Source organism: Priestia sp. KCTC 13724 (genome assembly GCF_056820425.1).
On the sequence record NZ_JBXDLD010000035.1, the window covers coordinates 1 to 19,374 of the forward strand.

Consider the following 19,374-nt stretch of genomic DNA (forward strand, 5'->3'; position numbering starts at 1 on the left):
AACTTAGTACTCAGCGAAATGTTATCTAGTTTTGAGAGAATAATCTCAAATCATGTCTGGTGGCGATAGCAGAGAGGTCACACCCGTTCCCATACCGAACACGGAAGTTAAGTTCTCTAGCGCCGATGGTAGTTGGGACTTTGTCCCTGTGAGAGTAGGACGTTGCCAGGCATTTATATTGGCCCGTTGGTCAAGTGGTTAAGACACCGCCCTTTCACGGCGGTAACACGGGTTCGAATCCCGTACGGGTCACCATAATTCTTATACATAGTTGGAGGATTAGCTCAGCTGGGAGAGCACCTGCCTTACAAGCAGGGGGTCGGCGGTTCGATCCCGTCATCCTCCACCATTTATTTAAGCTGGAGGGGTAGCGAAGTGGCTAAACGCGGCGGACTGTAAATCCGCTCCTTCGGGTTCGGCAGTTCGAATCTGCCCCCCTCCACCATCTTATTGGGCTATAGCCAAGCGGTAAGGCAACGGACTTTGACTCCGTCATGCGTTGGTTCGAATCCAGCTAGCCCAGCCAGTAAGAGCCATTAGCTCAGTTGGTAGAGCATCTGACTTTTAATCAGAGGGTCGAAGGTTCGAGTCCTTCATGGCTCATATTAAGCGCCCGTAGCTCAATTGGATAGAGCGTTTGACTACGGATCAAAAGGTTAGGGGTTCGACTCCTCTCGGGCGCGCCATAAAACGGGAAGTAGCTCAGCTTGGTAGAGCACTTGGTTTGGGACCAAGGGGTCGCAGGTTCGAATCCTGTCTTCCCGACCAGGAAATATCTTTAATTTATATATGCGGGTGTAGTTTAATGGTAAAACCTCAGCCTTCCAAGCTGATGTCGTGAGTTCGATTCTCATCACCCGCTCCATAACGGGCCTATAGCTCAGCTGGTTAGAGCGCACGCCTGATAAGCGTGAGGTCGGTGGTTCGAGTCCACTTAGGCCCACTAAAAAAGAGCATCTAGTTAAGATGCTCTTTTTCATGTAGATGTTTTTAAAAGAGATTGATACTGAAGAGACAAGTCATAAAATGCAGTACGATCTCGTTCATCTAATGCATAGTTAATTTGAGTTTCTAAAATGCTTTTTTTGTGTTTAAATAAGGCATCGTCAATAATCATGTCAATATACATATCAAGCACGTTATCAGCTTCGCGAATTTTTCTTTTGCGAGCGAGGGATTTCATCATCTCGGCGTACGATTTTTCATTGTTCATACATCATCACCTCTGCAGCCTTTTTCTTAGTATATAGAGTAAGGAACAAAAAAACAACTAATTTTCTAAATTTTTAGACGTATTTTGTTGTATATTGGTCAGACAAATATAAATGTTTGAGTAGCTTTTGTTTCGGTAATGAAAGTAGTACAATGTTGATTAAGTTAGTAGTCATCAGTTAGGAGATTAAGTAATGGACTTTGATACAATTAAGGAATACTTAACGCTTGAAGGTGTGCTTGAACTTTTAAAAGAATATCAATCATTTGGCATTATACCGGGATTATTACTTCCTATTCTTGAAGCATTTATTCCAATTTTACCTCTTTTTGCTTTCGTTATGGCAAATGCTGCAGCATTTGGCTTATGGCTAGGGTTTCTAATTTCGTGGGTCGGGTCATGTGTAGGGGCGATTATTGTTTTTCTTATCTTTCGTCGATATGGACAAGCTCGCTTCTTGAATTTTATCAGTAGACATGCTCAAATTCGAAAGATTATGACTTGGGTTGAACGTCATGGGTTTGGTCCACTGTTTTTAATGCTATGCTTCCCATTTACTCCGTCAGCTGCTATTAATGTTGTTGCTGGCTTATCTAGGGTCAGTATGTCACAATTCGTATTAGCAGTTTTAGCAGGAAAAATGGTGATGATCTTTATGATGAGCTTTATAGGAGCTGACTTTATCTCCTTTATAAAACAGCCTACAAAAGCTATTGTTGTTTTAATTGTTGTTTTTGTATTATGGATTGTGGGAAAACAAATAGAGAGACGTCTAAATGTTCGTACAAATCAGTAGTAAAAATGAAGAGAGATTTTCTTTTCTGAATTCATGATTTCGATTTTGTAGAATATATGTTAAAATAAGGATAAAATTAGCAGGTTTTGCTAAGCTCTCTAGAAGCCTTACATGTTCTTTACCTCACTTTAATCTGTTGATTTCCCTGTTTTCTGAAAAGTTATGAATGTTTTGGACAATTCTCTACTACATATGTTAGTAAAAGGGTTGTTTAATTCATCGCTTTTGCACATGCTTTACGAATACGACGTGCTTGTCGTCAAGTAAAAGGGGGCTATGCATAGTATGAAGGCAAGCCTGTTCTTATGAATGTTCATACTATGTGGTAGGAGATGAGATTAAAAGATAAGGTGGCAATTATTACAGGCGCTGCAAATGGATTAGGCTTTGAAGCTGCACGAATTTTTGCAAAAGAAGGGGCAAAAGTAGCACTCGTTGATTATGATCAAGCTTTAGGTGAAGAGAAAGCAAAGGTTTTACGAAATGAAGGTGGAGACGTCACGTTCTTTCAAGTTAATGTGGCAGATCGTGATAATGTAGATGGAATGGTAGAAGAAGTAGTAGAAGCCTACGGCAAGATAGACATTTTAGTTAACAATGCCGGAATTACCAGAGATGCAATGTTAACTAAGCTAACAATGGAAGACTTTCAAGCAGTTATTAACGTTAACTTGACCGGTGTTTTTAACTGTACACAAGCTGTTGTCCCTCATATGGTGGCTCAAGGTAGAGGGAAAATTATTAGTACCTCATCTGTTTCAGGCGTATATGGGAACGTTGGACAAACCAATTACGCAGCGGCAAAAGCTGCGGTCGTAGGAATGACTAAGACTTGGGCGAAAGAACTTGGGCGTAAAGGAATCAACGTAAATGCCGTTGCGCCAGGGTTTATCGAAACGAACATGGTAGCTGCTGTTCCAGAGAAAGTCATTAATCAAATGAAGTCGACGATTCCGCTTCAAAGATTAGGACAGCCTTCTGATATTGGCTATGCATACTTATATTTAGCATCAGATGAATCTAATTATGTAAACGGAACCGTATTACATGTCGATGGTGGAATTATGATGTAATAGGAAAAATAAACCGTTTTGGCAATGAGCCAAAACGGTTTATTTTATTGGATTTCTTTACGTAAGTCCAGTAAAATAAATGGTAACAAAAAGGATAAAAATCGATAAAAGTATAGAAAAAGAACTTGTTGAACGTCACGTTTTTTTGTGGCGTTCAAATTCGTTAGGGGTGAACAAGATGCTACAGTTTATGCTGGGTAGGTCTGGAAGTGGTAAAACAACAGCGTGTTTAAATGCTATTCGCCAAGAATTGGTGCGAGAGCCACTGGGCAACCCAATTATTTATATTGTTCCAGAGCAAATGACCTTCCAATCAGAGTATGAGCTTATCCAAACGCCGGGATTGGGCGGGATGATGAGAGCTCAAGTTTATAGTTTTACGCGTTTGGCGTGGCGAGTTCTCCAGGAAGCAGGCGGCATTAGCCGTTATCATATTGATCAAACGGGCATGCATATGATGCTCAGAAAAATTATAGAGCAACAAAAAGAAGAGCTCACTTTATTTGCAGCAGCATCTGAAAAAGAAGGGTTTATTACAAAGCTAGAACAAATGTTGAAAGAATTTAAGCAGTATGGATTAGAGCCTGAATCGTTAGGGGCTCTGCAACAAGAGTTTAAAGACAATAACGAGCACGTGCTAGCGGACAAGCTGCATGATTTAGGAATTATATATCAAGAACTAGAAAAGCAGCTGCTAATGAAATATGTAGATAGCGAAGATTATTTAAAACTATTAGCTGAAAAAATTCCGCTTTCCTCATATTTAAAGAAAGCAGTTATTTATGTCGATGGATTTCATCATTTCACAAAGCAAGAACTAGATGTCTTAGTTGAACTTATGAAAGCTTGTTCAGATGTAACTGTCGCATTGACCGGAGATCATACACAAGCAAGTTATATACCAACTGATTTGCAGCTCTTTAGATTAACTGGAGAAACATATAGAGAATTAACAACAGCAGCACTAGAACATGGAATTGAAATAAAAGACCCTATTTTATTAAAGGATAATATTCGCCATGCAAACAGCCCAGAGCTGTCTCATTTGGAGAAGTATTATGATGAGCGTCCAGCTGCTGAATTTTCTCAAAAGCCAACTCACATTTCTTTATATCCTGCTGTGAGTCGTCGTGCAGAGGTAGAAGGAATTGCAAGAGAAATTCAGCTACTAGTTAAAGACTCCAATTATCGGTATAGAGATATTGCTCTAGTTGTTCGAAATAAAAATGACTACGGCGAATTAATTGAAACCGTATTTCGTGATTATGAAATTCCATACTTTATTGATCAAAAAAGAGCAATGTTCCATCACCCAATCATTGAGTTTATTCGTTCCAGCTTAGAGGTAGTGAGTGGTTCGTGGCGCTATGAAAGTATTTTTCGTGCTATTAAGACGGATATGTTTTTTTCGATAGAGGCTGAGGTTGAAGCATTGAGAGAAGGTATGGATCAATTTGAAAACTACGTATTAGCATACGGGATTCAAGGTACTAAGTGGACGAATGGTGAAAGGTGGAAATACCGAAAATATCGTTCATTAGAGGATATGAATCTACCAAAAACGGATGAGGAAGTACAGTTTGAAGAAAAAATTAATGAGCTAAAAGAACTTGTTGTAAACCCACTTATGAAACTACAGCAGGCCTTAAAGAAAGGAAAGACGGGAGAGGAAAAAGCAAAAGCTCTTTATCTCTTTTTGACAGAGCTAAGCATCCCACAAAAAATTGAGAAGCTTCGTGACCATTGTGAAGAAAATGGAAAGGTACAGGAAGCACGGGAACATGAACAAGTATGGAAAGCTGTCTTAAACCTGTTTGATCAATTTGTAGAAATGATGGGAGAAGAAAAAGTGTCCATCAAGCTATTTGCTGAGCTTTTTGAGACAGGATTAGATAGCATGCAGTTTGCTATTGTCCCACCATCGCTTGACCAAGTCCTTGTTGCAAGCTTTGAACGCTCTCGTTTTTCTAATATTAAAGCTACCTTTATCGTAGGTGTGAACGATGGTGTAATACCAGCTAAGCCGCAGGGAGACAGTATTTTATCTGATCAAGACCGCGACGAATTATTCAAATCAGGTGTGACGCTAGCTCCAACTGGTAAGCAGCAGCTGTTTGATGATCAGTTCTTGATTTATTTAGCGCTTGTAAGTTCTGAAGAAAAGTTATATATCAGCTACCCACTAGCGAATGATGAAGGGAAGTCTTTGCTTCCGTCTTTAGTTATTAACCGACTGAAAGATCTCTTTCCACTACTTGAAGAAACGTTGTTAATGAATGATCCTACAAGTTTAGAAGAGGAAAAGCAGCTTGACTATATTGCGAATCCGTTGTCTACGCTGGCTTATTTAGCAAGTAACTTACAGGCTTGGAAACGACATTATCCAATGAGCGATGCATGGTGGGACGTTTATAACTTTTATATGACTTCAGACTGGAAAACGTATAGTCAAAGAGTTTTGAGCAGCTTATTTTATCAAAATGATGCAAAGCGATTAAGTAAAAAGACGAGTGAGCGCTTGTATGGAAAACATATTCAAGCAAGCGTATCACGCATGGAGAAGTTTGAAGCCTGTCCTTATTCGCATTTTGCTTCTCATGGCTTAAAGCTGAAGGATCGAAAAGTATTTCAGCTAGCGGCACCTGATATTGGTGAGCTTTTTCACGCAGCGTTAAAGCATATTTCGGATAAGTTACGAACTGGTGAGAAAGATTGGAAGCAGTTAACGAAAAAAGATTGTCAATCCCTTTCAGCCACTGCAGTTCAAGAATTAGCGCCGCGCTTACAAAACGAAATATTGCTGAGCTCGAATCGTCATCAATATCTCGCATATAAGTTACAGCAAGTAATTGAAAGAGCGTCGATTGTATTAAGCCAACATGCAAGAGCGAGCGGTTTTGTACCAGTTGGACTAGAGTTAGGATTTGGTCCTAATGCAGAGCTACCTTCCATGACCTTTACGCTTCCAAATGGGCATACGATGGAGCTAGTCGGACGAATTGATCGAGTGGATAAAGCAGAAAGCTCTAAAGGGATACTACTTCGGATTGTCGATTATAAATCGAGTGACAAAGCGTTAAATTTACTGGAGGTCTATTATGGACTTTCACTTCAAATTCTCGCATATTTGGATGTAGTGGTAACTCACGCTGAGCAGCTTTTGAAAACTAACCAAGGTGCTTTACCTGCAGGTGTTTTATATTTCCACGTTCATAATCCGATGGTTAATAGTACAAATAGTCTGAGTGAAAATCAGATTGAAGAAGAAATCTTTAAGAAATTTAAGATGAAAGGCTTACTGCTAGGTGATGAAGAAGCGGTTCGCCTAATGGACGAAACGCTTGAGTCCGGTCATTCACAAATTATCTCAGCTGGTATTAAAAAAACAGGTGGTTTCTATGCGAATTCTTCTATTGCATCTGAAACGGACTTTACACATCTTAGACAATATGTACGTAAAAAGTTTGTGGAGGCAGGGACAGAAATTACTGAAGGTAAAATTGACATTGCTCCCTATAAACTTAAAGATAAAACACCGTGTGCTTTTTGTGACTATCGTTCGATTTGTCAATTTGATGAAGCATTAAGCGAAAATGAATATCGTCAGTTAAGAAATGAAAATCAAAATAGCATTCTAGAAAAAATACGAGAGGAGGATAAGCATGAGTCAGGAACGAATGAGTAAGCCAGCGGATTCGCAGTGGACAGATGACCAGTGGAAAGCCATTGTATCATCTGGGCAAGATATTTTAGTAGCAGCCGCCGCAGGTTCAGGGAAAACAGCTGTGTTAGTTGAGCGTATTATTCGAAAAATTATCGATCCTGAAAATCCAGTGGACGTCGACCGTTTGTTAGTCGTAACGTTCACAAACGCTTCAGCAGCAGAGATGCGTCATCGTATAGGAGAAGCTTTAGAAAAAGAGTTAAAGGTAAATCCATCTTCCTTACATTTAAGAAGACAGCTACACTTACTAAACCGATCGTCTATTTCAACTCTTCATTCATTTTGTCTGGAAGTTATTCGCACCTATTACTATATGATTAACTTAGATCCAGGTTTTCGAATCGCAGACGATACTGAAGCGGAACTCTTAAGAGAAGAAGTATTAGACGAGCTTTTTGAAGAGCAGTATAGCCTTGAAGGTAATCAATCATTCTTTGAATTGGTGGACCGCTATACGAGTGACCGTCATGACTTGGACGTGCAGCATATGGTTGGCAGATTATACGATTTTGCTCGTTCTAATCCAAATCCAAATAGGTGGTTAGATATGCTCCTTCGCCAATATAGCATTGATGAAGAAGCTACAATTGACTCTCTTCCATTTATGAGTTTTTTAATGGACGAAGTGAAAAAGCAGCTGAGCGGTGTTCAAGCTATGCTAAACCAAGCCTCTAGGCTCACAACCATGCCTGGAGGTCCAGCCCCAAGAAAAGTAAATATTGAAGATGACTTAGCTCAGGTTAACCGTATGCTTGCAGCTGGCACTTTTGCTGAGCTACATGAACATATGCAAGTTCTTAGCTTTACGCGTTTAAAGCCGTGTAAAGGTGACGAGTATGATGTTGCCTTACTTGATGAGTTTGGAGAGCTTCGTAAAAAAGCAAAAGCAGCTCTTGAAAAATTGCAAGGTGATTTATTTTCTCGTCCGCTCAGTGGATACATGAGTGACTTTCAGAAAATGTATCCTGTAGTAGAAGTTCTCGTATCGCTTGTAAGGAAGTTTGGTAATCGCTATGAAGCAGAAAAGAGAGCGAAAGGGCTCGTGGACTTTTCAGACTTAGAACATTATTGCTTGCAAATTTTAAGCCATTCTGTAGATGGAAGGGTTGAACCTTCTGAAGTCGCTTATAAATATAAAACGCAGTTTGTTGAGGTTTTAGTAGATGAATACCAAGATACGAATATGGTACAAGAGACCATCATTCAGCTTGTGACGCATAATGATGGTAAAAATGGTAACCTTTTTATGGTTGGTGACGTCAAGCAATCTATTTATCGCTTTCGTTTAGCAGAACCGTTTCTGTTCCTTGGAAAATATAAAACTTTTACACATGACGGTCGAAAAAATGGTATGAAAATTGACTTGAATAAAAACTTCCGCAGTCGCTCTGAGATTATCGATGCGACCAACTTTATCTTTCAGCAGTTAATGGATGAAGAAGTTGGCGAAATCGCCTATGACAATGATGCATCTTTGAAGCTAGGAGCATCGTATCCTAGCAGTAGTGAGATGGAGTCTGAACTTTTGCTCATTTCCAAAGAAGGTGGAGCAGAGGAAGAAGAGTCGGATTTAGTAGAGTTTTCAGAAGCAGAGCTAGAAACAGCTCAGCTAGAAGCTCGCGCAATGGCTCGGAAGATAAAACAGCTTGTTCAAGATCGTTTTCAAGTATACGATCGTAAGCTAGATGTGATGCGAAACGTAACGTATCGAGATTTTGTTATTTTACTGCGTTCTATGCCTTGGGCACCACAAATTATGGAAGAGTTTAAGCAAGAAGGAATTCCTGTTTATGCAGATCTTTCATCAGGGTATTTTGATGCAACGGAAGTAATGATGATGATGTCTTTATTAAAAGTCATTGATAATCCATATCAAGATATTCCGCTTGCTTCTGTATTGCGTTCTCCAATTGTAGGCTTGTCAGATGAAGAGCTTGCTTTAATTCGTGCTGAGGATAAGAAGGGAACGTACTATGAAGCGATGAAAAATTATGTGCGCATATCTCCTGAAGGAAATCTTCAAGAAAAGCTTCATCATTTTGCCATAAAGCTTAGTGAGTGGAGAACAAAAGCACGTCAAACTTCTTTATCTACACTTATCTGGCAAATTTATCGTGATACAGGATTTTATGAGTTTGTAGGAGGTCTGCCTGGAGGTAAGCAGCGTCAAGCAAACTTAAGAGCTTTATATGACCGTGCACGTCAATATGAAGCGACGTCGTTTCGAGGCTTATTCCGCTTTCTACGGTTTATTGATCGTATGAAAGAGCGTGGAAATGATTTAGGAACGGCAAGGTCTTTAGGTGAGCAAGAAGATGTTGTTCGTTTAATGACAATCCATAGCAGTAAAGGTTTAGAGTTTCCTATTGTTTTCGTAGCTGGATTGAATCGTAAATTTAATCTAATGGATTTAAATAAATCTTATATTCTAGATAAAGAACTTGGCTTCGGTTCTAAATATATTGATCCAAAGCTTCGTATTACGTACCCAACGTTGCTTCAGCAAGTAATGAAACAAAAAATGAAAAAAGAAAGCATTGCCGAAGAGATGCGTGTTTTATATGTAGCGCTGACACGTGCTAAAGAAAAATTAATTTTAGTAGGAACTGTAAAAGATGCTGAGGCTCAAATGAAAAAATGGAGTCACGTGTTGACCCATGATCAATGGGAACTGCCGGCTTATATGCGTGTAGATGCAAAGTCTTATCTTGATTGGATTGGTCTTGCTCTGGCCAGACATCGTCACTTCGAAAAATGGATACCAGAAGAACAAAGAGCGGTGTTGCAAGAGGTGTATGAGCACAGCTCCAAGTGGGAAATTCAAACGATCCAAGCGGCGGAGCTATCTGAACAGCTTGTTGAAGAACAATTGGAGCATGAAGAACTGTTAGCTGCGGTACAAAAAGGTGATCAAGTTCATATTGAAAGTATCCATAAAGAACGCATTGAAGAGCGATTACGTTGGGAGTATGGTCATTTAGAAGCAACAACACATCGCTCTAAGCAATCTGTTTCTGATTTAAAGAGACAGTACCAAGCGAGCGGTGAAGAACAAGAAAGTCAGCTTATAACAGGCTTTAAGTCAACTATTGAAGATCGCCCGGCCTTTATGCAGTCGCATTCATTAACCGCAGCAGAACGTGGAACAGCTGTGCATACAGTGATGCAGCATTTACCATTTAAGGGATCGTTAACAATTGAAGCCGTACAAGAGCTTATTGATTCCCTCGTTACCAATGAAATTTTAACAACTGAGCAAGCAGAAAGTATTAACCCTTCTGACATTGCTCAATTTACGGAAAGTTTCATTGGACAACAGCTCAAAGAAGCAGAAAAGGTTTATCGTGAAATGCCGTTTAGCTTAAATGTTTCAACGGAAGAAGTATACGGGTGGAACGATAATGAAGCAATTTTAGTCCAAGGGATTATAGATTGCTTATATGAATGGAATGGTCAGCTAATCCTCGTTGATTACAAAACCGATGATATAAAAAATCGCTTTAGCAATGACTTTAACAGCGCTGAAGAAATCTTGAAAAACCGCTATGAAGTGCAGCTGAAGCTGTATCGAAAAGCGGTAGAAACCATCGTGAAAAAGCCGATAGCACATAGCTATTTATATTTTTTAGATGGTGGACATGTAATAGAAATAGAAGAGTAAAAAGAAGGCGAGCTTTTCGTCTTCTTTTTGTCAAGAAAAGGTGGGGAGCACATGAGGTTATTACATACGGCCGACTGGCACTTAGGGAGAACCTTAGAAGGTAGGAGCAGAATTGAAGAACAAGCTCAGTTCTTAGATGAGTTAGCTCAAATTGTAAAGGAAGAAAAAGTTGACGCAATTTTAATGGCCGGTGATGTATTTGATACCGTTAATCCGCCCGCAGCAGCAGAGCAATTATTTTATGATAGTATGTCGAAGCTGAGTGAAAAAGGCAAGCGTCCAATTATTGTAATTGCGGGTAACCATGATAATCCCGATCGCTTATCTGCAGCCTCTCCGCTTGCATTTGAACAAAATATTACGCTCATAGGTTTACCGACAACTGATGTACAAGAGATTTACCTTCCAACTGTTGAAGAAACGTTAAAAGTAGGTGCACTTCCTTATCCATCAGAATCAAGATTAAAGGAAATGTTGGCTGAGGAAGACGATGAATTGTTGCTTCGAAATTCATATGATGAGCGAGTAGGCGAAATCTTTTTAAAGATGAGCTCACATTTTACAAACGACAGTGTAAACATTGCCATGAGTCATATCTATGTTGCGGGAGGAAGCTCAACAGATTCTGAACGGCCAATTGAAGTAGGTGGAGCGTATACGGTGGCAGCGTCAAGCCTTCCAGCGGCAGCTCAGTACGTAGCGCTTGGGCATCTTCACCGACCTCAGGACATCAAGCGAGCTTCTACAAAAGCTCGTTATTCGGGTTCACCTCTTGCCTATAGCTTTTCTGAATCAGGCTATACCAAATCCGTAACGATACTCGATGCTAAGCCGGGAGAAGAAGTGAAGGTAACGGAAATTCCTTTATCAAGCGGAAGACCACTTACAAGATGGAAAGCGAAAAACGGTATCGCAGAAGTGTACCAGTGGCTGGATGAAGGAAAAGATAGCACTGCTTGGATTGATTTAGAGATTCACTTAGAAGATGCATTGTCTCTTGAAGAAATTCACCGATTACGTAAGCTGCACAAAGGGTTCATTCATATCCGACCGGTTTTTAAAGAGGAAGAAACTGTTCAAGTTCAACAAGAACAGCGAAACGTTCCAATCGAAGAGTCGTTTGCTAAATTCTATCGGAAGCAAACGGGGGGAGCGACACCAAGCGACGAGTTGGTTCAACTCTTTTTATCATTGATTCATACACGAGAAGCAGAAGAGGAGGAGTAGAAGATGAAGCCAATTACGTTAACAATAGCAGGCTTGCACAGCTTTAGAGAAAAACAAGTTATCGATTTTACAAGCTTATGTTCTGGCGGTGTGTTCGGTATTTTTGGTCCAACAGGCAGTGGTAAATCTTCTATTTTAGATGCGATGACTCTTGCGCTTTACGGCAAAGTAGAAAGGGCAGCTAACAACACGCATGGCATTTTAAATCACGCCGAAAACGAAGTAAAAGTTGCTTTTACGTTTGAATTAGAAAATGCAAATCATAAAAAGCGCTATACCGTCGAGCGTAGCTTCAAGCGTTCAGATGAAATGCGAGTAAGGTCAGCAACCAGCCGTTTTATTGAAGTAGGAGATGAAACAATCGTACTGGCTGATAAAACAAATGACGTAAACCAGCAGGTTCAGTCGCTATTAGGTTTAACAATCGACGACTTTACGCGCGCTGTTGTATTGCCACAAGGGAAATTTGCTGAGTTTTTATCATTGAAAGGCACGGAGCGCCGTCAAATGCTGCAGCGTTTATTTAATTTAGAGCAGTACGGTGATCAACTTAACAAAAAAATTCGTTCAAATGTTCAGCTATTAAAAGGTGAAATTGATACGATTTCTGCAGAGCAGACGGGATTAGGGGAAGCATCAGAGGAAAGTGTTAAGCAAGCAGAGCAGGTCCTTCAAGAGCGTATCATTTTGCTGGAAAAGCGTGAGTGCGAACTGAAAGACATTGAAAAGTTGTACGATGAACAAACTGCGATTTGGAATGATATGCAAATCAAACATGAATTAGAAGAAACGTTAAAAGAATTAAATGAGCAAGAGCTGCTTATAAATGAGAAGCGAAAACAAGTAGCTATAGCTGAAGAAGCAAAAAAATTGTTGCCATATCTAAACGCGTACGAGCAGCTTACGGTGAAAAAGCAAAAGACTCGTCAAAACGTATCAGCTATTCAAGAGAAGCTGCGTACCCAGTATGATAAGTATGAAAAAAGCCAGGTGGCGTATGACCAAGCACGGTTAACGAAACAGCAAGAACAGCCAAAGCTCTTTATTCGGAAAGAACAGTTAGAGCAAGCGAAAAAAATTCAAGAACTGATACAGGAGCTAGAAAAGAACTACGTTGAAAAGCAAGCAGCATATAACCAGGCCTCAGCTGATGTAAAAGAGAGTTTGGAAGTGCTACAAAAGCTTGAAGCACAGTTAGAAAAAGGGAAATTGCTTCAAAGTAGCTTGAAAAAAGAATTAGAAACGGTAAAAGTTTCTGACACAGAGCGTGAACAAGTTTATGAAGCTGCAATAAAAGCAGAAAAAGCAGTGGAATTAAAGAGAGTTATAAAAGAACAAGAAGAAAAAGTACAGAAAAAGCAGTTAGAGCTGAAAGCAACTGAAGCAAACATTGAAAAACAAAAAGAGTTAAAACAAAGTCAAGCTTCTCAAGCACAAAAGCTATTTGTATCCACTCAGCGCACGTATCATATCGTTTGTGAGCGTGAACGTGAATTTGAACAGCTTTTTAGCTCGGTAAATCGTCAATTACAGTCACTGCGTGAGCAACAAATGAAGGAAAAGGTTAACCACTTAGCTCACCAGCTAGCCGATGGTCTCAGTGAAGGAAAACCATGTCCAGTGTGCGGTTCAAATGACCACCCTTCACCTGCAGTATCTAATGAGGTACACACCAACTTACAATTGGATGAACAGATTACCAGTTATGAATCAGAGAAGCATATACTGGATGAGCAAAAGCAAGAGTACGGAGCGTTAAAACTTCGCTTAGAGCAGCTTCATTCAATGTTACTCGATGCTTACCCCGAGGTCGCTGATACGAAGTATGACTTGCCGGCTATCCAGCGGTTAGAAGAGAATGGCGGTGAATACAGCACTAGGTTAAAAATTGAGCTGAAAGCCTTACAGCAAGATTACATTGAAGTTCGCGAGAAGCAATCAGACTTGTTACAGCGCTATAAACAAAGTGAAAAGCAGCAGCAAGATTTACTGTTTAGCAAGCAGCAACTCATAAAAGAGGTGGAAAATTTTACTGAAGAGTTAAGTAAGCACAACGCCCATCAGGACACGCTTATTAAAGAATGGCATCAGCTATATCCACATCTAGAGATGAATAACATTCATGAAGTTCAAGAAAAAATGAAATTGCGAATTGCAGAGGAGCGAACACTTGTTGAACGCATCAATAAAAGCTATCAGTTTTTTGATGAACACCAACTTAAAATTGCGCATACGAGAGAAGGGTATGATCAAGCGACGCGTAAGAGTGTTCAGTTAGAAGCAGAACAGAAAAACCTTCATCAAGCCCTCCAAGAACAAAAAAGCATGCTTACGGAACTTTCAAAAGCAGGAGATGTAGCGTCAGAGCTAAAAGAGGTTGAACAGCGCATTCGTGAGCTAGATCAAACGGAGAATGCCTGTTATGAAACGCTAAATGGTATGCAAGTGACCTATCAAAAGCTACAGGCAAATGAGCATGCAGAGCGTAAAGCATTAGAAGATTTGACAGAACGATATGAAGAAGTTAAAAAACAATGGGAAGAGCAGCTTCAACCGTCAGGCTTTACAGAAAAAGAGGAAGTAAAAAAAGCAGTTCAAACAAGTGATGATATACAGAAATTAATTGAAGAAATTCAAGAGTTTGAGGATAAGCTAAAACAAGCCAAAGCTGACATAGCTAAAGTTGAGAAAAAACTTAATGGTAAAGCTATAACTAAAGATAAGTGGGAAGAAACTAAATCTCTGCTGGTAAACAGAAAAGAAGCGGTTAGCGAAGCAAATCAGCTAAAGGGTGGAGCAGAAGAGACCTTAAAAGATATGTTAAAGAGACATGAACGCTTTAACGAGCTTGAAAAGCAAAGGGTAGAGAAAGAAACTTTGTTTGAACAGTATCAAAAGCTACAGTCTGTGTTTAAAGGTAATACGTTTGTTGAGTATATGGCTGAAGAACAGCTGATGGCGATTAGTCGAGATGCTTCAGAGCGATTAGCTATTTTAACACGTCACCGCTATGCAATTGAAGTGGATTCTCAAGGTGGATTTATTATGAGAGACGATGCTAACGGTGGAGTTAAGCGCCCGGTCTCAACTCTTTCAGGAGGAGAAACATTCTTAACGTCTCTTGCATTAGCCCTATCATTATCTGCACAAATCCAGCTTCGGGGAGAGTACCCTTTACAATTTTTCTTTTTAGATGAAGGATTTGGAACACTGGATGGAGAGCTTCTCGATACGGTTGTGACGGCTTTAGAAAAGCTACAGTCCGATAACCTATCAATCGGAGTTATTAGTCACGTGCAAGAGCTTCGAGCACGCTTACCTAAGCGTTTAATTGTACAGCCTGCTGATGCTACTGGTATGGGAACACGAGTAGCTGTTGAAACGTTATAAAGGGAAAGGTTGAAAAGCAGTGGGGAAAAAAGATCGTCACGTTGGCTGGTGCGAATTATGTGAACGAGAAGATGTTGAAATTACCGTTCATCATCTCACTCCCAAAGAAATGGGAGGGACATTTGAGCCTACTGCTAACCTTTGTATTCCGTGTCATAAGCAAATACATGCGCTTTATACGAATGCAGAATTAGCGGTTCGCTTAAATACAATTGCTCTACTAAGAGATGATCCACAGATTCATTCATTTATAAAGTGGATTCAAAAGCAGCCATCTTCACGAGTGCCTAAAATTAAAAAGTCGAATGAACGAAAAAAAAGATAAAAAAACAGCTGAAATGTCAGCTGTTTTTTTATGCATTGGCAACGTTGTTTTGATCTGCAAAATCGGGATCAAGCGTATTTGTTCCAGAGATTCCGGTATTGGTATTGACGAAGTTACCGGTGTTAACTGCTCCTGAGCCCGTACTCGTTTTTGATGAGCTTTTTGGGGACACATAAAAGGTATCTCCAAACGTTACAACACCGCCACCCACGCTTGTAATACTAACAGGACCGATTAAAGCTGGCATAATATCCACCCTTTATTATCGTGATAATAATCTAGTGTATGATGAAGCGGTAAGATTTGTTCATCTTGTTGCATCGTCTTGAAGGGTGTCTTGAAGTTCACTGGCCGTTGTACTTAGCTGTTTTTCTAGGCCGATATCAGGAGTTTGTGGTGTATCTCCTTCAAGTTGGCGGATATGTTTAATTCGTGCTTCCGCATCAATGGTACATGTGGAGCCCACATGAATAACTGAAGAGAATGAGCATCCTCGAATAGTAACGCGGTCCACTTTAATAAGTGGGGCAGTGTTATTTACTTGCATATTGATAAACTCATTTATTGGCTGTGGTATAGGCTCATTAAAAACATCGTAAGAATTGAAATCTCCTTCACGTCCGTAAAATAAAGGATATTCCCGCTTTATTGCTAGGACACGCGTCTTTAATACTATATGAGTAGAATCTCCAATCTGGCATAATGAGGATGATAAAAGAGAATTTAATGTCAAATGATTGACTTGAGAAATTCTAGATAGCATAAAAAAGTCTCCTTTATGAAAGAGATAGTGGAACGTAAGGACCAATAATAAGAGATTCCGCTGGTGTATCAAATGTTGCTGATAAATTGATATAGTGAGCGTCTCCAATTAAAAATACAGAGGATGAAGATACGCCGGTGATATCAATGTTTCCAACCATTAATTCTCGATTGATGACGGTATAGTTCATTGGTTGTGACCGCCTTTCTTTAAGGAATCGGGTAAATAAGTTAAGAAAGCATCGATGCCTTTTTTGATATCTTCATAAATTTTCTCTATAATTTGGGGCTTAATTGCTTCAAAGTTTTGTTCTAATTCTTCAGGTTGAACTTGATTTAGATAATAGGTAATACGTTGTTCTAACTGCTTTTTTACGTCTTCAATTATAAAGTCGTAGTACGCTCCTTCAATGGTCATAGAGCGCTGGTCAAGAACATGCTGAACCATTGAATAGCCGTGTTGGTCAAGTTCAGACGTCATAGATGCGTATATATCTTCAACCCAATGTTTCAGCGTATTACGATCAAGTGGCTTTAGACTCGGGTTTTGTGGTCCTTGCTGTGGAAGCGTAATTTCAGGAGTTTGATTATTTATGATAATGTCTTCTAGATTGTCTGGTGTAAGCGGGTTTAAGCCAATGTTTAATGTGCCATCAAGGGAGTCGATTTTTAGTTGTTCAAATTTATATTCAATTTTTTCAATATTAATAGGCGTTTGTTCTTCTAACTCTTTTAACTGTTGCTCCAGTTTTTGAACGGTTGATTCAAGGGTAGCAACTCGCACTGATAGCTGTTCAATATAACGATGCATTTGCTGTGTATAGTCCATGCTTTTCATATTTGGCACCTTCTTTCACCCTGTATGCAAATTGTCATTTAAAGATGATATATTTTATACATATGGTGAAGAAGTTATGAACATGTCAGTTGTTCGGCCGAACAGGTGGGGTGAGCGACTGAGAATAAGGTGCTGGAGCGGCTGAAGATTGTGTCGGTGTGAAAGTAGATGGAGAAACTGAGCCGAGAATCCCTTTTTTTTGTTCATCAGGGGCTGGTCCAGTAAAGCCACCTGTATTAAATAAGTTAGAGTTAGGTTTAATGATGCCTGCGCTGCCGATTTGTAATACAGATGAGTTACTGACAGCACTTACTTTTAAACTTTGGATACAAATGCTTTGATTTACATAGAAATTCAATGGAGATAGCTCCTTTCTGTTAAAACTTAAGCATTAGCGGTAATGTTTTGGTCATTCAAATCGCTATCTTGAACGTTCGTTGCGCTTTGTTGGTTAATGACATGCAGGCGGTCTCCAGTATTAAACGATCCCGCTCCAGCAAATGTTTTAGCTGTTGAAATGGGAGTAATACTATATACATCGCCAATATGCAGAACTCCAGAAGAACCGACACTGTTTACGTTGACAACACCGACGATGGCTGGCATAAGCAAACATCCTTTTTCATTATAGTCTCTTATCATGGTATGAAAAGAATGTTAAAAAGTTCTTTCTGTTCATATGTATTCATATTTAAAGCGATATATGGCAGATATGTGAAAGTGATAAGCGCATTGTTGTTTGGTGCTTATGTGCAGTGGTGAGAAGGCATGTATTCGTGGTATGATATGGAATGAAAGGAGTGGATACGATGATTCATTTACATGTAACATTATGGACATTATTGTTGATTGGTTTTGTGGTAGCGGTTGTTTTAACGAAGTCTGGTAAAGGAAGAGGCGCAAAGATTGTACATATGATTACTCGTCTGTTGTATGTGCTTGTGTTGTTATCAGGTGCTCATTTGCTAGCAGACTGGTATCAGTTTAAAGGACAAGCTCTTATTAAAGGATTGGCTGGGGTTCTAGTGCTAGTTGGTATGGAAATGGTACTTGTTAGAACGAAAAAAGCCAAAGCAACGGGAGGTGCATGGGCACTTCTAATCGTAGCGCTTGTGCTAGTATTCTATTACGGATATGTTGTTTTAGGTTAAAAGCTGCTGATATAGGCAGCTTTTTTTGTTATTTGAAAGAGGGAAGGACGCATGCAACTGGGGTGATTTCCACTCCGGATTGTTCGCTTTCCACGGGGCTCGCTTTGAACTTCCTCGTCATTACGTTCCTGCGGGAAATAGAGGGAAAACTGAGATCCCGCAGCGCAGCGAGGAAGCTCAGGTTCCTCCCCGCGGAAAGCGAGTGGCCGTAGCGCAATGGAACGAACGTGTTCTGACAACGTAAAGAGGTGAGAAAAGGGAGTGTTCGTCTTTTGGAAAATTTGTTTTGTTATGTCCCATCCTCTTCACGTTATCTATTTATCATTTATACTGCTTGTTATACATCCTTATTTTAGATTGCGTTTAACAAAAAAATCGTACGGAACAAAGGATTTTTTCCGTACAATTGTATGGGCCTGCTAATGTCATGGGTGTGTTGTATTCTTTGTTTTGCTTATTGATGTATGATTGTACTTCTGCAGCTTAGTGAAGAATTAAATTCATTGAGCGATTTCCGTCGCTTAACGTGTATTCGAAGCGGTCTAAACCGTTTTCGCCACGTTCAAATAAGTGTTGAACGGAACAAATGATTTCTTCATTATCAAAGATTAGAAAGTTTGCTCCTTTTGTATCTTTATCTTCTGGCAGGAAACAAAGCGTATTGTGACAATAGATACAGTCATAAAGTGAGATATTTAATGAATTTAAGTGGGTTGTAAGGGTGTGAAACGCTTCTTTTTTTAGGTGTTTCAGTAATTGCTCATATGCGTATGGAAGCTCTCTTGTTACGCGAAGCTTATCACCATTTTTAATTCGATAAATCATGTTGTGAATCTTAAATTGGTGGTCTGAGACGAATAGTCCCTTTTCCCAACTCATATTGACGTATAGCTCAACGGATTCGTTTAAGATATCGTTTAGCATAGATGCTTCATCTGTTTCTTCATCAAAGAAAATCCATTCTGAATCAATGTATTCAACAGTTCCCGTCATAAAAGAACGGGGCTGATTTTGTAGAATAGAATGTTTTGAATCACTCTTCATTTTACAAACCTCCATATACAAAATTGTTATTTGTTTGTATTTCCTAAAACAAAGGCGTTTATAACCAAAATAATTGAAATAAAATAGATGGACAAATCAACTGTGTGAATTCCATGCATACAATGGCATTATTTCATTCATTACAAAGCGCGTAAGGAAAGGATGATAAC

At 39.6% G+C, this 19,374-nt stretch carries 17 protein-coding genes, 9 tRNA genes and 1 rRNA gene; 19 read left to right on the top strand and 8 right to left on the bottom strand.

Annotation, left to right across the window (positions count from 1 at the left end):
• Nucleotides 1-55 precede the first annotated feature (55 nt).
• From rrf to AC1UFB_RS05605, 10 genes are all read left to right on the top strand, one after another.
• A 5S ribosomal RNA gene (gene rrf, locus AC1UFB_RS05560) occupies nucleotides 56-171 on the top strand.
• A gap of 9 nt (nucleotides 172-180) precedes the next feature.
• Nucleotides 181-255, top strand: a tRNA-Glu gene (locus AC1UFB_RS05565).
• A gap of 18 nt (nucleotides 256-273) precedes the next feature.
• Nucleotides 274-349 (top strand) — tRNA-Val (locus AC1UFB_RS05570).
• Nucleotides 350-361: 12 nt separating this feature from the next.
• Nucleotides 362-445 (top strand) — tRNA-Tyr (locus AC1UFB_RS05575).
• A gap of 6 nt (nucleotides 446-451) precedes the next feature.
• Nucleotides 452-526: transfer RNA gene (locus AC1UFB_RS05580), tRNA-Gln, on the top strand.
• 4 nt (nucleotides 527-530) lie between these two features.
• Nucleotides 531-603 (top strand) — tRNA-Lys (locus AC1UFB_RS05585).
• Nucleotides 604-609: 6 nt separating this feature from the next.
• Nucleotides 610-686 (top strand) — tRNA-Arg (locus tag AC1UFB_RS05590).
• 5 nt (nucleotides 687-691) lie between these two features.
• Nucleotides 692-768, top strand: a tRNA-Pro gene (locus AC1UFB_RS05595).
• 23 nt (nucleotides 769-791) lie between these two features.
• Nucleotides 792-865 (top strand) — tRNA-Gly (locus AC1UFB_RS05600).
• A gap of 4 nt (nucleotides 866-869) precedes the next feature.
• Nucleotides 870-943 (top strand) — tRNA-Ile (locus AC1UFB_RS05605).
• A 33-nt stretch (nucleotides 944-976) separates the two neighbouring features.
• On the opposite strand, the gene AC1UFB_RS05610 is transcribed toward AC1UFB_RS05605, so the two are convergent.
• The gene (locus AC1UFB_RS05610; RefSeq protein ID WP_025911202.1) at nucleotides 977-1,213 is read right to left on the bottom strand and encodes an IDEAL domain-containing protein; all 237 of its coding nucleotides are present in this window, start codon (nucleotides 1,211-1,213) and stop codon (nucleotides 977-979) included.
• Nucleotides 1,214-1,406: 193 nt separating this feature from the next.
• Here AC1UFB_RS05610 and AC1UFB_RS05615 point away from each other — a divergent pair, with 193 nt between their 5' ends.
• The 7 genes from AC1UFB_RS05615 (at nucleotide 1,407) to AC1UFB_RS05645 (ending at nucleotide 15,409) form a co-directional block, all read left to right on the top strand.
• Complete coding sequence (locus tag AC1UFB_RS05615; protein WP_025911206.1) at nucleotides 1,407-2,009, top strand: TVP38/TMEM64 family protein; 603 nt, start codon at nucleotides 1,407-1,409, stop codon at nucleotides 2,007-2,009.
• Between the two features lie 332 nt (nucleotides 2,010-2,341).
• Nucleotides 2,342-3,082 carry a 3-oxoacyl-ACP reductase FabG gene (fabG, locus tag AC1UFB_RS05620; protein WP_025911208.1) on the top strand — a complete coding sequence of 247 codons (741 nt, stop codon included), beginning with the start codon at nucleotides 2,342-2,344 and terminating at the stop codon, nucleotides 3,080-3,082.
• Between the two features lie 178 nt (nucleotides 3,083-3,260).
• Nucleotides 3,261-6,767: a helicase-exonuclease AddAB subunit AddB gene (addB, locus tag AC1UFB_RS05625; RefSeq protein ID WP_482588709.1), complete on the top strand. Its 3,507-nt coding sequence runs from the start codon at nucleotides 3,261-3,263 to the stop codon at nucleotides 6,765-6,767.
• Nucleotides 6,745-10,467 carry a helicase-exonuclease AddAB subunit AddA gene (gene addA, locus AC1UFB_RS05630; protein ID WP_328101146.1) on the top strand — a complete coding sequence of 1,241 codons (3,723 nt, stop codon included), beginning with the start codon at nucleotides 6,745-6,747 and terminating at the stop codon, nucleotides 10,465-10,467. Before addB ends, addA begins: the two co-directional genes overlap by 23 nt.
• 51 nt (nucleotides 10,468-10,518) lie before the next feature.
• Nucleotides 10,519-11,694: a metallophosphoesterase family protein gene (locus tag AC1UFB_RS05635; RefSeq protein ID WP_061786004.1), complete on the top strand. Its 1,176-nt coding sequence runs from the start codon at nucleotides 10,519-10,521 to the stop codon at nucleotides 11,692-11,694.
• Between the two features lie 3 nt (nucleotides 11,695-11,697).
• The gene (locus tag AC1UFB_RS05640; protein ID WP_482588710.1) at nucleotides 11,698-15,084 is read left to right on the top strand and encodes an SbcC/MukB-like Walker B domain-containing protein; all 3,387 of its coding nucleotides are present in this window, start codon (nucleotides 11,698-11,700) and stop codon (nucleotides 15,082-15,084) included.
• A 19-nt stretch (nucleotides 15,085-15,103) separates the two neighbouring features.
• A complete protein-coding gene (locus AC1UFB_RS05645) occupies nucleotides 15,104-15,409 on the top strand; it encodes an HNH endonuclease (RefSeq protein ID WP_025911214.1) in 306 nt (101 codons plus the stop codon).
• A gap of 28 nt (nucleotides 15,410-15,437) precedes the next feature.
• Here the strand turns inward: AC1UFB_RS05645 and AC1UFB_RS05650 are convergent, their stop codons facing one another.
• The 6 genes from AC1UFB_RS05650 to AC1UFB_RS05675 all read right to left on the bottom strand — a co-directional run bounded on the left by AC1UFB_RS05650 (nucleotide 15,438) and on the right by AC1UFB_RS05675 (nucleotide 17,615).
• On the bottom strand, nucleotides 15,438-15,656 hold the full coding sequence (locus AC1UFB_RS05650; protein ID WP_025911215.1) for a spore germination protein: 219 nt from the start codon (nucleotides 15,654-15,656) through the stop codon (nucleotides 15,438-15,440).
• 60 nt (nucleotides 15,657-15,716) lie between these two features.
• Nucleotides 15,717-16,172, bottom strand: a complete 456-nt coding sequence (locus tag AC1UFB_RS05655; RefSeq protein ID WP_025911216.1) for a spore germination protein GerPE — start codon at nucleotides 16,170-16,172, stop codon at nucleotides 15,717-15,719.
• 13 nt (nucleotides 16,173-16,185) lie between these two features.
• Complete coding sequence (locus tag AC1UFB_RS05660) at nucleotides 16,186-16,362, bottom strand: spore gernimation protein GerPD (RefSeq protein WP_025911217.1); 177 nt, start codon at nucleotides 16,360-16,362, stop codon at nucleotides 16,186-16,188.
• Nucleotides 16,359-17,009, bottom strand: coding sequence for a spore germination protein GerPC (gene gerPC / locus AC1UFB_RS05665; protein ID WP_224840076.1), 651 nt, complete (start codon nucleotides 17,007-17,009; stop codon nucleotides 16,359-16,361). Before gerPC ends, AC1UFB_RS05660 begins: the two co-directional genes overlap by 4 nt.
• A gap of 85 nt (nucleotides 17,010-17,094) precedes the next feature.
• A complete protein-coding gene (locus AC1UFB_RS05670) occupies nucleotides 17,095-17,367 on the bottom strand; it encodes a spore germination protein GerPB (protein WP_025911219.1) in 273 nt (90 codons plus the stop codon).
• Between the two features lie 26 nt (nucleotides 17,368-17,393).
• Nucleotides 17,394-17,615, bottom strand: coding sequence for a spore germination protein (locus AC1UFB_RS05675; RefSeq protein ID WP_100348039.1), 222 nt, complete (start codon nucleotides 17,613-17,615; stop codon nucleotides 17,394-17,396).
• A 203-nt stretch (nucleotides 17,616-17,818) separates the two neighbouring features.
• Between AC1UFB_RS05675 and AC1UFB_RS05680 the strand changes: the two genes are divergently transcribed.
• Nucleotides 17,819-18,160, top strand: coding sequence for a DUF1516 family protein (locus AC1UFB_RS05680; RefSeq protein ID WP_025911221.1), 342 nt, complete (start codon nucleotides 17,819-17,821; stop codon nucleotides 18,158-18,160).
• A gap of 25 nt (nucleotides 18,161-18,185) precedes the next feature.
• Nucleotides 18,186-18,404, top strand: coding sequence for a hypothetical protein (locus AC1UFB_RS05685; protein WP_025911222.1), 219 nt, complete (start codon nucleotides 18,186-18,188; stop codon nucleotides 18,402-18,404).
• 239 nt (nucleotides 18,405-18,643) lie between these two features.
• Here AC1UFB_RS05685 and AC1UFB_RS05690 read toward each other — a convergent pair whose 3' ends face one another.
• Nucleotides 18,644-19,204 carry a DUF2777 domain-containing protein gene (locus AC1UFB_RS05690; RefSeq protein WP_482588711.1) on the bottom strand — a complete coding sequence of 187 codons (561 nt, stop codon included), beginning with the start codon at nucleotides 19,202-19,204 and terminating at the stop codon, nucleotides 18,644-18,646.
• Nucleotides 19,205-19,374: the final 170 nt, after the last annotated feature.